The organism is Leyella stercorea DSM 18206, from assembly GCF_000235885.1.
GTDB classification, from domain to species: domain Bacteria; phylum Bacteroidota; class Bacteroidia; order Bacteroidales; family Bacteroidaceae; genus Prevotella; species Prevotella stercorea.
In genome coordinates this window covers 32371-45725 of sequence record NZ_JH379439.1, presented here as the reverse complement: position 1 = coordinate 45725, position 13355 = coordinate 32371, and the positions used below count along the sequence as shown (strand labels likewise).

Sequence of the window (13355 nt, the reverse complement as noted above, 5' to 3'; positions counted from 1 at the left end):
GCTCAGAGTAGAGAGTTACAGGTCGTCGAAGTTCACGACTTCTTCCTTGGGATGCTTGTGCGCATTAGGTTGCTGCTCGGGCGAGCCTTCTTTTGTTGGTTCGGTAGCTGAGTGGCGTTCTATTGGTGCGCCATTCTCGTCGAGCACGATCTCTTCTTCGACGTGTATGCTGTCGGTATTGGTAGAGTCGTTCTTCTCGCGCATGTAGTAGCTCTGGCAGTTGTACATTGCGGAGGTGATGTCGTCGTCCTTCGGTTTGCCGAACTTGGTGCGATACTTTGCGAATGCCGGGTCGCCCAGCACCGACTGCAGGAAGTAGCCGCAGATGGGGAGTGCGGTGCGTGAGCCCTGTCCGAGTGCGCCGGTGCGGAAGTGGATGCAGCGGTATTCGCCACCCACCCATGCGCCTACGACGAGTTTCGGGCTGACACCCATGAACCATGCGTCGGAGTGGTTGTTTGACGTACCGGTCTTGCCACCCCAGTCGGTGTCGCGGAAGTTGCCTACGTATCCGTTGAGGCTCATTGATGTGCCGCCCGGCTCGCGTGTGCCGCCCATGAGCATTTGCTGCATGAGGAACGCGCTCTTGTACGGGATTACTTGCTCTTCGTTGAGCGGAGCCTTGTACACCTCTTTACCGTTGCGGTCGACAATACGTGTTACGAGTACGCGTTTCACGTACTTGCCGTCGTTGGCGACGGTGCTATAGGCGTTGGCAAGCTCGAGGAGGTTGATATCGCTTGAGCCGAGTGCGAGGGCTGGGGTCTCGTCGAGCGGACTCTCGATGCCCATCTTGTGTGCAGTTTCGGCGATGCGCGTGATGCCCATCTCTTGTCCGAGGCGCACGGCTACAGAGTTGATGCTTCGTGCGAAGGCAGCCTTAAGAGGTATAGAGTCGCCAGTGAAGTAGCCGTTGGCATTGGTCGGTGCCCATGTTACCTCTTTGTTCTGCGCTTTGTCGAACACTTTCATCGAGAAGTACTCGTCGCGGCGCTTGTCGCACGGTGTGAGTCCCTGGTTCATAGCTTCGGTGTAGACGAAGAGCTTGAAGGTAGAGCCTGGCTGGCGCATGGCAGTGACCTTGTCGTACTTCCACGACTTGAAGTCGATGTCGCCCACCCATGCTTTCACGGCACCTGTCTGTGGTTCCATTGCTACGAACGAGCAGTGCATGAAGTGAACCATGTAGCGTATGGAGTCCATTGTGGACATCTCGCGCTCTATAGTGCCCTGCTCGTAGTCGAAGAGCTTCACTTTGTGCGGTCGGTTGAGGTAGTACTCTATAGAGTCGGGGTTGTTCGGGAAGCGTGCAAGCAGATACTTGTACACTGGCTGTCGTTTGGCAATGCCCTCGATGAAGCCCGGGATGACGTTGTGGCGTTCGTCCTGCCATGGTTCTTGATTGCCCCAGTGGTTATTGAAGTTGCGCTGCACTTGCTTCATCTGCTTTATGGCAGCCTCTTCGGCGTATTTCTGCATACGCGAGTCGATGGTGGTGTATATCTTCAAACCAGACGTGTAGAGGTCGTAGTCGTTGTCGTTGCACCATTTGCGTAGCTCATCGGCAACCGCCTCGCGGAAGTAGAGTGCTGTGCCGTCGTAGTTGCTCTCAACGCTATATTTGAGTTCGATATCGATTTGCGAAATCGAGTCGTACTCGGCACGTGTCAAATCGCCATGGCGTACCATGTTGCTGAGCACGATGTTGCGTCGGCGCAGCGAGTTCTTCGGGTTGGCGATGGGGTTGTAGTAGGTGGTAGCCTTGAGCATTCCGACGAGTACTGCTGCCTGTTCGGCGGTGAGTTCTTTCGGTGAGCAGTTGAAGTAGGTCTTGGCTGCGGTCTTTATGCCGAAGGCGTTGCTGCCGAAGTCGACGGTGTTGGCGTACATGGTGAGTATCTCCTTCTTGCTATGCGTCATCTCGAGTTTTGTGGCTATAATCCACTCCTTCGACTTCACGATGAGCATACGCACACCGGGCAGCTTGCCGAGCAGTCCGGTGGAGTAGTTGGTACGCATACGGAACATGTTCTTGGCGAGCTGCTGCGTGATGGTGGATGCACCACGTGCGTCGTGATGTAGCACAGCGTCCTTTACGGCACCTACAAGTCCGGTGTAGTCTATGCCGTGGTGCTTGTAGAAACGCTCGTCCTCGGTGTCGATGAGTGCTTTCCAGAAAGCAGGGTTCACGTCTTCGTACTCTACTGGTGTGCGGTTTTCGTTGAAGTATTTGCCGATGAGCACACCGTCGTCGCTGTATATTTCGGAAGCCTCACTGGTTACAGCTTCCTTAATAGCACTGAAGCCTGGCGACTTACCGAAGAGCCAAAGGAAGTTGATGTCTACGGCTCCAAGGTAGAGAAAGAAGGCAACGATGCATGATGCAATGCCTATGAGTGTCTTGGTGTACCATTTGCGACCTCTGTAGAGGTTTCGATACCATGTGAAGAAGGTGCGCACCTTCTTCTGACACCAGATGAGAATGGGCTTTACTTTTTTCATCTTTGTTGTGGTTGTTTCAAGTTGCGCATGTCTGCGACATGCTGTGTGTTATTGATTATTATTATGTTATGCAAAAGTACATATTTTGCTTAACCTACAAGGGTTGTATCTATGAAATTTATGATTTCTTTAATGTTGTCGGGGCAGAACCAATGTATGGAGGCATCGCGTTTGAACCACGTCTGTTGCTTACGACAGTAGCGCCGGCTGTTGCTTTGTATCTTGAAGATGCACTCGTCGAGCGTGGTCAGTCCGTCGAGGTATTCAAACATTTCTTTGTAGCCCACGGTGTTAAGGGCGTTCTCCGTGCGCTGTGGGTATACGGCGAGTGCTTCCTGCTCGAGTCCGCTGTCAATCATGTTGAGAACGCGGGCATTGATGCGCTCATAAAGCACGTCACGTGGGCGTGTCAGACCAATCTTCATGATATTGAACGGGCGTTCCTTGCGCTCGCTCTTTCGGAACGATGTGTAGGTCTGGCCAGTGCAGTGGCATATCTCAAGGGCATGGACAACGCGGCGTGGGTTATTGCGGTCGACGATGGCCCAATGCTCAGGGTCGAGCAGCTTCAGTTCGGCTACTAATCGCTCCAGTCCTTCGTCAGCTAAGCGTTGTTTCATCCAATCGCGCGTCTCGTCGTCGACGGTGGGTATGTCGTCGATGCCGTTGCATACGGCGTCGATATACATCATCGAACCACCGGTGAGGAGTGCTGTGTCGTAGCGTTTGAAGAGGTCGGAGGTGAGCAGTTGCATCACGTCGCTCTCGTACATCGATGCACTGTAGTAGTCACCGATATGGTGTGTGCCAACGAAGTGATGCTTCACACGGGCACGCTGCTCGGGGGTGGGGGCTGCGGTGCCTATCGGTATCTCTTCGAATATCTGTCGGGAGTCGGCGTTAATGATTGGTATGTTGAGGTGTTCGGCTACTTGCAGGCATAACTCTGTCTTGCCTACGCCGGTAGGACCGAGTATTACTATCAGTGTTTTCGCCATGTCTTATCGTTGTTTTAGAATGTATTGAAATGCAAAAAAGGAATTTAACGGGAGTAGGGGGCTTTGCCCGAAGTTAACTTCTATTCATTTGATATGCAGTGTATTAACTTCTGTGTTACTCTTGTTAAATTCCTTTTTGTCATACCCTCATGTATTAAGGGGTGCCTACCCTCCAATGTTTGAGGTGGCGTGGGTATGGCAGGGATGCCATACCCTCCTATGTTTTATCGTATAATTCCGCGCTGTGAATTCTCTACGAAGTTGAGTATGTACTCCACTTCCTTTGTCATAGGCAGTGTCTTGCGCACTTCCTCGATGCCCTCCTTGAGTGTGCCGGTGTTGTAGAGGAGGCGGTAGGTGTTGTGGATTAGGTCAATCTGCTCGTTGCTAAATCCGCGGCGACGCAGACCAACGAGGTTCAGACCGCAGTACTTCAGAGGGTCGCGACCTGCGATGATGTACGGCGGAATGTCCATCGGTGAGCGCGAACCGCCCTGCACCATCACGTAGCCACCGATGTGGCAGAACTGATGAACGAGCACGCTACCAGAGAGGATTGCATTGTCGTCAACTACTACTTCGCCAGCGAGCTTCGTAGAGTTGCCGATGATCAGTCCGCTTCCGAGTTTGCAGTCGTGTCCTACGTGCATATTCTCCATAAGCAAGTTGTTGGAGCCTACAACAGTTTTGCCCTTTGATGCTGTGCCACGCGAGATTGTTACGTTCTCGCGGATAGAGTTGTTGTCACCGACGATACAGGTGGTCTCCTCGCCACGGAACTTCAAGTCTTGTGGCTTTGTAGAGATACTCGCTCCGGGGAAGAACTCGTTGTTGCTGCCGATGCGTGCTCCAACATGTATTGTAACACTATTCTGCATCACGTTGTTATCGCCGATTTCTACATCACGATCGATGTAGCAGAACGGGCCGATGATATTGTTATCGCCAAGCTTTGCTTCGGGATGTACGTATGCTAAAGGACTGATTTGATTCATCTTGATTATATGTTTTAAGTTGACGAGTTGACTCTTTGCCATGTCAACTCGTCAACTTATTAATTACTTGTTCTTAACAATCTGTGCTGTGAATGTAGCCTCCGACACTACGTGGTCGCCAACGAATACGTATCCCTTCATCGATGAGATACCATGACGTAGCGGTGCCAACAGGTCAACTTTGAAGAGAAGCGTGTCGCCCGGAACTACTTTCTGGCGGAACTTCACGTCGTCAATCTTCATAAAGTAGGTAGACCAACGCTCTGGCTCTTCGAGCGTGTTGAGTACCAACAGACCGCCACACTGTGCCATTGCCTCAATCTGAAGCACACCTGGCATCACTGGCTCCTGTGGGAAGTGGCCTACGAAGAACGGCTCGTTGGCGGTGATGTTCTTCACGCCTACGATGCTTGTAGCACCGAGACTAATCACTTTGTCTACCAGTTGCATCGGATAGCGGTGCGGAAGAAGTTCGCGAATGCGGATGTTGTCCATCAGCGGTGCCTCGTTAGGATCGTAAATAGGAGCCTGAATCTCGTGTTTACGAATTTCGCGACGCATGAGACGTGCAAACTTATTGTTGATGGTATGACCAGGGCGGGTAGCGATGATGCGTCCCTTGATAGGCTTGCCGATGAGTGCCATGTCGCCGATTACATCGAGCAACTTGTGGCGTGTGCACTCGTTGTCCCATACGAGTGGCTTGTGCTGTATGTAACCTAACTCTGTAGCGTCGCGACGCTCCACGTTAATCATGTCTGCCAAGGAGTCGAGACGCTCCTGTGTGGTCTGCATCTCGTAGATAACGATAGCGTTGTCGAGGTCGCCACCCTTAATGAGGTTAGCCTTCAATAACGGCTCAATGTCGCGTACGAATACGAAGGTGCGCGCAGGAGCTATGTCTGTAGCGAACTTATCAATGCAGTCGAGTGTGGCAAACTGTGAGCTGACAAACTTTGAGTTGAACGAGCACATAGCTGTGAGCGAGAACTCCTCGTCGGGAAGGATGGTGATGCACGAACCCGTCTCTTCGTCCTTCACCTCAATCTTGTGGCGAATGATGTACCAATCCTTAGGAGCGTTCTGCTCTTCAATGCCCACCTCGTTGATTTTGTCAACATATAGTGCTGCACTACCATCAAGGATAGGGAACTCAGGACCATTCACCTGAATAAGACAGTTGTCGATGCCCATAGCATAAAGGGCTGCCATACCATGCTCTATTGTAGAGATGCGTATGTCGCCTTTACCCAAAACGGTGCCACGCTGTGTGTCTATAATGTTCTCGGCGATAGCCTGTATGACAGGCATACCATCGAGATCGATGCGCTGTATCTTATAGCCAGTGTTCTCGGGTGCGGGATTGAACGTGACGGTTAGGCTCAATCCGGTGTGCAGACCTTTGCCACACAAAGAGAAACTGCCTTTGAGTGTCTTTTGTTTTGACATTATTATATTGTTTGTTGTTTATTTTTCGTTGTTCTTGAGCAACTCCATCTCCTTCTTCAGGTCGTTCAAGTCTTTGTACATATCGGGTAGACGGCGGAACACTGCCTGCGACTTGAAGTACTGTCGCTGTGGCATTGGTGGTGTGCCGATGAGCTCTTCGTTGCCTTTCAAGCTGCCCGGTACGCCCGACTGTGCGCCGAGGAGTGTGCGGTCGCCGATTGTGATGTGTCCTGCCAAGCCTACCTGACCGCCGAACATACACCATGAGCCAACCTTTGTGCTACCCGCAATGCCTACTTGTGCAGACATCACGGTGTTTTCGCCAATCTCTACGTTGTGAGCAACCTGCACAAGGTTGTCAAGTTTCACACCCTTACGGATGAAGGTAGAGCCCATAGTAGAGCGATCGACGCAAGTGTTTGCACCAATTTCTACATTGTCCTCGATTGTTACGATGCCTATTTGTGGTATCTTGTCGTAACCATCGGCGTTAGGAGCGAAGCCGAATCCGTCTGAACCGATTACGCTACCAGCGTGAAGTGTCACATTGTTGCCGAGCTTACAGCCCTGATAGATGGTGGCGTTGGGGTAGATGAGACAACCGCTGCCCATCTTTACGTTGTCGCCGATGACAGCGTGAGGATAGATCTGGCAGTTGTCGCCTACAACGGTGTTGTCACCGATGCATGCGAACGGACCTACATAGCAGTCCTTGCCGAGCTTTGCTGTCGGTGAGACGTATGCTTGTGGAGCTATGCCTGTCTTTTTAGGCTTGCTTGCTTCGTAGATTTGGAGCAGTTTGGCAATACACTCGTATGCGTTGTCAACGCGTATCAGTGTAGCCTGAACGGGATGTTCAAGTTCCACATCGTTGTTGACAATCACTACAGACGACTTCGTGTCGTAGATATAATGTGTGTATTTCGGATTAGAGAGGAAAGAAATAGCACCCTCAACACCTTCTTCAATCTTTGCGAAGGTGTTGATTTTGGCATCCTTGTTGCCCTCTATGCGACCGCCAATAACGCTCGCTATCTGTTCTGCTGTAAATTCCATTTCTGTCTTTTCTATGTTATTCTTGCAAATATATAGATGATAGTTTTCTATAGATGTTGCAAATGTAAGAAAATAAATTTACATTATGCTTTTTAACAATACTTATTTCTCAATTTTGTCTGAAAATACATCAGTTTTGGCGAAAAAAGCCATGTGCAAGGCTTTAAATGCCGTGTTTTTTCAGTTCTGCATCCATCTGTATCTGCAGTTCCTTTGCCTTCTCTGCTGCGACGGTGGCGAAGTCTTCGCCGTTAGAAGCGTAGATGATGCCACGTGAACTGTTGACGAGTAGTCCGCAGTCAGCGTTCATACCATATTTGCATACTTCCTCAAGCGAACCACCCTGAGCACCAACACCAGGAACGAGCAGGAAGTGGTCGGGGACAATCTTGCGGATATCCTCGAACATACGGCCTTGAGTAGCACCTACAACATACATCATGTTCTCCTTGTCACCCCACTGCTGAGATGTGCGTAGTACCTTCTCAAACAGACGCTCACCGTCCTTGCCCTCTGTGAGCTGGAAGTCGTGGCTACCCTTGTTGCTGGTCAGAGCGAGCAGTATAACCCACTTGTCCTTGTAGCCGAGAAATGGTGTTACGCTGTCTTCGCCCATGTACGGAGCCACGGTGAGCGAGTCGACATCGTACTCGTCGAAGAATGTGCGAGCATACATAGCACTTGTGTTGCCGATATCGCCACGCTTTGCGTCAGCCACGATGAAGTGGTTGGGATAATTCTCCTTCAAGTACTTGATGGTCTTCTCAAAAGAGATGAGTCCCTTCACGCCGAACGCCTCGTAGAATGCGAGGTTAGGCTTGTACGACACGCAGTAGTCGGCGGTTGCGTCGATGATGGCCTTGTTGAAAGCGAAGATTGGATCCTCGTCGTTGAGGATGTGCTGCGGCACCTTCTTCAAGTCGGTGTCAAGACCTACGCAGAGGAATGAGCGCTTTGTCTTTATCTGGTTTACTAATTCTGATCTGTTCATAGTAATTGTTTTTTATAAATTGATTCTTACAATTCATTCTCTTTCATCTTCTCCGCATTCTCTGCCACGGTGAGTGCGTCAATCATCTGCTGGATGTTTCCGCCCATGAAGCCTGGGAGGTCGTACACGGTCATGCCGATACGATGGTCGGTGACACGGCCCTGTGGGAAGTTGTATGTACGTATCTTTGCAGAGCGGTCGCCGGTAGAGACGAGAGTCTTACGGCGGTTGGCAATGTCGTCAACGTATTTCTGGTGCTCCTTGTCATAGATGTATGTACGCAGACGTGCAAGTGCTCTCTCCTTGTTTTTAGGCTGGTCGCGGGTCTCGGTACACTCGATGAGAATTTCCTCAACCTCGCCAGTGTTAGGGTTCTTCCACATATAGCGGGCACGTACACCCGATTCGACCTTGTTTACGTTCTGTCCACCTGCGCCTGAAGAGCGGAAGGGGTCCCACTTGATTTCGCCCTCGTTGATATTTACCTCGAATGGGTCTGCCTCAGGAAGTACGGCTACGGTTGCTGCAGAGGTTTGCATACGTCCGTTCGACTCGGTAACCGGCACACGCTGTACGCGGTGAACGCCCGACTCATACTTCAGTGTGCCGTACACGTTGTCGCCACTTACTGCGAAGCAGATTTCCTTGAAACCGCCTACAGCACCTTCGCTCTCGCTTGTGACAGACACTGTCCAGCCCTTCGACTCGCAGTACTTCTTGTACATCATGAATATTTCGCCAGCAAAGAGACAAGCCTCGTCGCCACCCGTACCGGCACGAATCTCCATCTGTACGTTCTTTGCGTCCTCTGGATCTTTCGGTACAAGAGCTATCTTTATTTCTTCCTCGAGTTTTGGCTGGAGTTCTTCGTTTGTGGCGAGCTCCTCACGTGCCATCTCCTTCATCTCCGCATCCTGCTCGTTCATGATGATATCCTTAGCCTCGGCAATGCCGTTAAGACAATTGATATACTGCTGACGGAGTTTCATAATGTCCTCAAGGTCTTTATACTCCTTTGTCAGTTTCACGTAACGCTGCTGGTCGGCGATTACAGAAGGGTCGGTAATGAGGGTTGATACTTCCTCATAACGTGCCTCCAGTCCGTCGAGTTTTTCTAATATATTATTGTTTTCTGCCATTTGTCAAATTTAATGTTGAGATGGTGTTATGTTGTTATGGTGAGGTGTTGTGGTGTTGTTATGGTGAGATGTTGAGGTGTTGTGGTGTTGTTATGTTGAGATGTTGAGGTGTTGTGGCGTTGAGGTGTTGAGATGTTGTGGTGTTGTTATGGTGAGATATGTCAACACCTCAACATCTCACCACATCACCATCTTATCTCACCACCTCACCACCTCAACATAACAACTTCTTACTAATATTCGAACTCTCCGTATTCAGACTTGATGAGGAGCGAGCGTTCGCCCTCTTCGATGCGTCCTACGATCTGTGCGTCGATGTTGAAGCTCTTGCTTATTGCAATAACCTGCTCAGCAACCTCTGGACGTACGTAAATCTCCATGCGGTGACCCATGTTGAACACCTTGTACATCTCCTTCCAGTCGGTGTGGCTCTGCTCCTGAATGAGGCGGAACAGCGGTGGAATAGGGAACATGTTGTCCTTGATTACGCGACAATTCTCGCCAACGAAGTGCAGCACCTTGGTTTGTGCACCGCCAGTGCAGTGAACCATGCCATGTATTTCCGGACGCAGCTCGTCGAGCAGACGCTTGATGACAGGAGCGTATGTGCGTGTCGGCGAGAGAACGAGCTGTCCGGCTGTGACCGGTGCACCCTCTACTTTGTCGTCAAGACGGCAGCCGCCGCTATATACGAGTTCCTCTGGTACAGCGTGGTCGTAGCTTTCCGGATACTTCTCGGCGAGATACTTCGAGAACACGTCGTGGCGAGCGCTGGTGAGTCCGTTAGAACCCATACCGCCGTTGTATTGCTTCTCGTATGTAGCCTGACCAAATGAAGCCAAACCTACGATTACGTCGCCAGGGCGGATGTTTGCGTTGTCAATGACATCGCTGCGTTTCATGCGGCAAGTAACGGTAGAGTCAACGATGATAGTGCGCACAAGGTCGCCAACGTCGGCTGTCTCACCGCCTGTAGCGTAAACGCCTACACCCATTTTGCGCAAGTCCTCGAGGAGTTCGTCGGTGCCGTTTATTACAGCCGAGATAACCTCACCCGGGATAACCATCTTGTTGCGTCCGATAGTGCTCGAAACGAGAATGTTGTCCACTGCGCCCACGCAGAGCAGGTCGTCGGTGTTCATAACGATAGCGTCCTGAGCCACGCCCTTCCATACGCTGAGGTCGCCAGTCTCTTTCCAGTACATGTAGGCGAGCGACGACTTTGTGCCAGCACCGTCGGCGTGCATGATGTTGCAGTATTCGGGGTCGCCACCGAGGATGTCGGGGATAATTTTGCAGAATGCCTGCGGATAGAGACCCTTGTCGATGTTCTTGATGGCGTTGTGTACGTCTTCTTTAGCTGCGCTTACGCCGCGCATCATGTATCTGTTAGATGTGTCCATATTGTGAGTTTTGAATTTTTATTTCTGAGTTTTGATTTATTGTCTACGGTGATTTATTGCTTATGGCAACCCTATTTTTAGGGCTATTCATTGCAATGCCAGAAGTCCCAGCTTGCGAATGCCTGCAGCAACAGCATCTCCAGTCCGTTCTTGGTATTGGCCCCGTAGCGTGCGCCTTTCTTCATAAAAAGCGTTTCGCCCGGATTGTAGATGAGGTCGTAAAGTATGGTGTGGCAATCCATTTCCTCGTAAGGCAGGTTGGGACAGGTATCTGCCTTCGGGTACATGCCAAGTGGGGTGCAGTTGACGATGACGTTGTACTCCTTAATCAGTTCTGGTGTCACCTCCTCGTATGTTATGCAGCCAGGCTTCTTCGTACGACTCACAAATAGTGTCTCAAGTCCGAGCGACTTGAGACCGTAGTTGATGGCGAGCGAAGCACCGCCAGTGCCGAGTATGAGTGCCTTCTTATGGTAAGGTTCGAGCATTGTCTCGATGCTACGTGTGAAGCCGATTACGTCACTGTTAAATCCCTTCAGTATAACGTTTTTATTCTTGTGTGTCACACGTATGACGTTGACCGCACCAATAGCGCGTGCTTCGGGGCTAAGGTCGTCGAGGTAGGGTATTACCTGTTGCTTGTAGGGGATAGTGACGTTGAGTCCGCACAGTTCTGGGTTTGATGCGAGTATCTCTTTCAAGTCCTCTATCTGCGGAATCTCATAGTTGATGTAACGAGCGTTGATACCCTCGTTGGTAAACTTCTCGTTGAAGTAGCTGATGGAGAAGGAATGTCCCAGTGGGAAACCGATTAAACCGTACTTGTCCATAGTATGAATGTTGAGATGTTGATGGGGTGAGGTGTTGATGGGGTGAGGTGTTGACGGGGTGAGGTGTTGACGGGGTGAGATGTTGATGGGGTGAGATGGTGATGGGGTGAGATGGTGAGATGGTGATGGGGTGTTGACACTTTACTTTGTTGCGAGATAGAGTGTGCAGATGCCGAGTGTCATTCGCTTGAACGAAGCTTCGGCGAAGCCTGCCGCTTTCAGTATCTCCACCATTCGCTCGCCTTGTGGGAACGCCTCGATGGTAGCCGTGAGGTAAGAGTAAGCCATACTGTCGCCAGAGATGAGCCGTCCGTATACTGGTAGCACTGTGTGCGAGTAGATCTTGAATAACTGCTTCATTGGAAAGCTAACGGGTGATGTCAGCTCCACGATGCAGAGGTGTCCGCCTGGCTTCAGCACTCGGCACATCTCGCGCAGTCCCTGGTCGAGGTTCTGGAAGTTGCGTATGCCGAAAGCCGCAGTCACAGCGTCAAACGTGTTGTCTTCGAACGAGAGTGCCATGCAGTCTTCCTTGGCGAACGATATCACGTTGTCGAGCTTTAGTGTATTCACCTTCTGCCTACCCACGTTCATCATTCCCTCGCTGATATCTGTGCCCGTCACCTTCGTCGGCTTCAGTATCTGTGCCGCCTGTATGGCGAAGTCGCCCGTGCCCGTAGCTATATCAAGAATGCTTTGTGGTTTGTAAGCTTTCAGTCGGTTGAGAGCTTTCTTGCGCCACAACTTGTCAATGTTCCACGACAGGCGGTGGTTGAGCTTGTCATACGAGTGTGCGATGTTGTCGAACATCTGTTCCACCTGCGCCCCCTTTTCTTCTTTGTCGTTGTAGGGCTTTATCTTTTCCTGTCCGTAAACCATTGTTGTTGTTCGTTATATTTCACCTATCGCTACATTTGGCGAAGCGATGTCTTGGTGTATATGATAATATGTATGTATATATAATAATGTAGGGTGTAGAATATCAGATGTCGGTGAACCAAGTCTCCAACATCCAATATTCTGCACCCATTATGTATTGCTACTTACGTGTAGCGAGGTAGTCGGCTACGTTCTTTTCGATGCGCGCTGCGATGTCACCCTCTTCAACGGTCTTGTCGAACTTCTCGCCAGTGATGTGCTCGTAGAGTTCGATATAACGTTCGCTTACGCTCTCTGCATATTCGTCTGTGATTTCGGGCATTGTCTGTCCGGGTTCGTTCATAAAGTCATGCTCGATGAGCCACTGGCGTACAAACTCCTTCGAGAGCTGCTTCTGTGGCAATCCCTTCTCAAACTTCTCCTCGTAGCCGTCAGCATAGAAGTAGCGTGAAGAGTCGGGAGTGTGAATCTCGTCAATGAGATATACCTTACCATCGCGCTTGCCGAACTCGTACTTAGTGTCAACGAGGATAAGACCGCGCTGTGCAGCCATCTCCTGTCCGCGCTGGAAGATACGACGTGTGTAGTCTTCCATTACAGCGTAGTCCTCAGCACTTACGATGCCCTGAGCGATGATTTCCTCTTTAGATATATTGAGGTCGTGACCCTCATCAGCTTTTGTTGTCGGAGTGATGATAGGTTCTGGGAATCGCTGGTTTTCCTTCATACCCTCTGGCAGCTTAACGCCGCAAAGCTCGCGGCATCCCTCTTTGTATGCGCGCCAAGCTGAGCCTGTAAGGATAGAGCGGATGATCATTTCAACTCGGAAACCCTCGCATTTCAAACCAACGGTAACCATTGGGTCTGGTGTAGCGAGTTTCCAGTTTGGGCAGATGTCTGTTGTAGCATCAAGGAACTTGGCTGCAATCTGGTTCAGAACCTGTCCTTTGAACGGAATACCCTTTGGTAGGATTACGTCAAACGCAGAGATTCTGTCGGTTGCTACCATTACGATCACGTCGTCGTTGATGTCATACACGTCGCGAACTTTTCCGTGATACACGTTTTTCTGACCTTCGAAATGAAAATCGGTCTTTGTAAGTGCTTTCATAA

At 50.5% G+C, this 13355-nt stretch carries 12 protein-coding genes; all 12 read right to left on the bottom strand.

All coding sequences use genetic code 11. The features are described 5' to 3' along the window. Positions 1–15: 15 nt before the first annotated feature. The 12 genes from HMPREF0673_RS07720 to HMPREF0673_RS07670 all read right to left on the bottom strand — a co-directional run bounded on the left by HMPREF0673_RS07720 (position 16) and on the right by HMPREF0673_RS07670 (position 13353). Positions 16–2502 carry a transglycosylase domain-containing protein gene (locus HMPREF0673_RS07720; protein WP_007900506.1) on the bottom strand — a complete coding sequence of 829 codons (2487 nt, stop codon included), beginning with the start codon at positions 2500–2502 and terminating at the stop codon, positions 16–18. An 89-nt stretch (positions 2503–2591) separates the two neighbouring features. Then, the gene (gene miaA / locus HMPREF0673_RS07715; RefSeq protein WP_007900498.1) at positions 2592–3500 is read right to left on the bottom strand and encodes a tRNA (adenosine(37)-N6)-dimethylallyltransferase MiaA; all 909 of its coding nucleotides are present in this window, start codon (positions 3498–3500) and stop codon (positions 2592–2594) included. A 224-nt stretch (positions 3501–3724) separates the two neighbouring features. Further along, positions 3725–4495, bottom strand: coding sequence for an acyl-ACP--UDP-N-acetylglucosamine O-acyltransferase (lpxA, locus tag HMPREF0673_RS07710; RefSeq protein WP_040596668.1), 771 nt, complete (start codon positions 4493–4495; stop codon positions 3725–3727). A 63-nt stretch (positions 4496–4558) separates the two neighbouring features. Next, the gene (locus HMPREF0673_RS07705; RefSeq protein WP_007900493.1) at positions 4559–5944 is read right to left on the bottom strand and encodes a bifunctional UDP-3-O-[3-hydroxymyristoyl] N-acetylglucosamine deacetylase/3-hydroxyacyl-ACP dehydratase; all 1386 of its coding nucleotides are present in this window, start codon (positions 5942–5944) and stop codon (positions 4559–4561) included. An 18-nt stretch (positions 5945–5962) separates the two neighbouring features. Beyond that, positions 5963–7000 carry a UDP-3-O-(3-hydroxymyristoyl)glucosamine N-acyltransferase gene (gene lpxD, locus HMPREF0673_RS07700; RefSeq protein WP_007900489.1) on the bottom strand — a complete coding sequence of 346 codons (1038 nt, stop codon included), beginning with the start codon at positions 6998–7000 and terminating at the stop codon, positions 5963–5965. 163 nt (positions 7001–7163) lie between these two features. Beyond that, the gene (gene pyrF / locus HMPREF0673_RS07695) at positions 7164–7991 is read right to left on the bottom strand and encodes an orotidine-5'-phosphate decarboxylase (protein WP_007900485.1); all 828 of its coding nucleotides are present in this window, start codon (positions 7989–7991) and stop codon (positions 7164–7166) included. 26 nt (positions 7992–8017) lie between these two features. Beyond that, a complete protein-coding gene (prfA, locus tag HMPREF0673_RS07690) occupies positions 8018–9130 on the bottom strand; it encodes a peptide chain release factor 1 (RefSeq protein WP_007900479.1) in 1113 nt (370 codons plus the stop codon). Between the two features lie 233 nt (positions 9131–9363). Then, complete coding sequence (locus tag HMPREF0673_RS07685) at positions 9364–10512, bottom strand: AIR synthase-related protein (RefSeq protein ID WP_007900475.1); 1149 nt, start codon at positions 10510–10512, stop codon at positions 9364–9366. Between the two features lie 104 nt (positions 10513–10616). Next, on the bottom strand, positions 10617–11363 hold the full coding sequence (locus HMPREF0673_RS07680; protein WP_007900472.1) for a shikimate dehydrogenase family protein: 747 nt from the start codon (positions 11361–11363) through the stop codon (positions 10617–10619). Further along, entirely contained in the window at positions 11345–11503 is a 159-nt protein-coding gene (locus tag HMPREF0673_RS14235) for a hypothetical protein (protein WP_157591663.1), read from the bottom strand. Before HMPREF0673_RS14235 ends, HMPREF0673_RS07680 begins: the two co-directional genes overlap by 19 nt. A 1-nt stretch (position 11504) precedes the next feature. Then, the gene (gene ubiE / locus HMPREF0673_RS07675; RefSeq protein WP_007900469.1) at positions 11505–12242 is read right to left on the bottom strand and encodes a bifunctional demethylmenaquinone methyltransferase/2-methoxy-6-polyprenyl-1,4-benzoquinol methylase UbiE; all 738 of its coding nucleotides are present in this window, start codon (positions 12240–12242) and stop codon (positions 11505–11507) included. 160 nt (positions 12243–12402) lie between these two features. After that, on the bottom strand, positions 12403–13353 hold the full coding sequence (locus tag HMPREF0673_RS07670; protein WP_007900464.1) for a phosphoribosylaminoimidazolesuccinocarboxamide synthase: 951 nt from the start codon (positions 13351–13353) through the stop codon (positions 12403–12405). Positions 13354–13355: the final 2 nt, after the last annotated feature.

What these genes read in the sequence shown, in the direction of transcription:
- HMPREF0673_RS07720 (WP_007900506.1), bottom strand. Translation starts at nt 2,502, where the DNA reads ATGAAAAAAGTAAAGCCCATTCTCATCTGGTGTCAGAAGAAGGTGCGC.
- miaA (WP_007900498.1), bottom strand. Translation starts at nt 3,500, where the DNA reads ATGGCGAAAACACTGATAGTAATACTCGGTCCTACCGGCGTAGGCAAG.
- lpxA (WP_040596668.1), bottom strand. Translation starts at nt 4,495, where the DNA reads ATGAATCAAATCAGTCCTTTAGCATACGTACATCCCGAAGCAAAGCTT.
- HMPREF0673_RS07705 (WP_007900493.1), bottom strand. Translation starts at nt 5,944, where the DNA reads ATGTCAAAACAAAAGACACTCAAAGGCAGTTTCTCTTTGTGTGGCAAA.
- lpxD (WP_007900489.1), bottom strand. Translation starts at nt 7,000, where the DNA reads ATGGAATTTACAGCAGAACAGATAGCGAGCGTTATTGGCGGTCGCATA.
- pyrF (WP_007900485.1), bottom strand. Translation starts at nt 7,991, where the DNA reads ATGAACAGATCAGAATTAGTAAACCAGATAAAGACAAAGCGCTCATTC.
- prfA (WP_007900479.1), bottom strand. Translation starts at nt 9,130, where the DNA reads ATGGCAGAAAACAATAATATATTAGAAAAACTCGACGGACTGGAGGCA.
- HMPREF0673_RS07685 (WP_007900475.1), bottom strand. Translation starts at nt 10,512, where the DNA reads ATGATGCGCGGCGTAAGCGCAGCTAAAGAAGACGTACACAACGCCATC.
- HMPREF0673_RS07680 (WP_007900472.1), bottom strand. Translation starts at nt 11,363, where the DNA reads ATGGACAAGTACGGTTTAATCGGTTTCCCACTGGGACATTCCTTCTCC.
- ubiE (WP_007900469.1), bottom strand. Translation starts at nt 12,242, where the DNA reads ATGGTTTACGGACAGGAAAAGATAAAGCCCTACAACGACAAAGAAGAA.
- HMPREF0673_RS07670 (WP_007900464.1), bottom strand. Translation starts at nt 13,353, where the DNA reads ATGAAAGCACTTACAAAGACCGATTTTCATTTCGAAGGTCAGAAAAAC.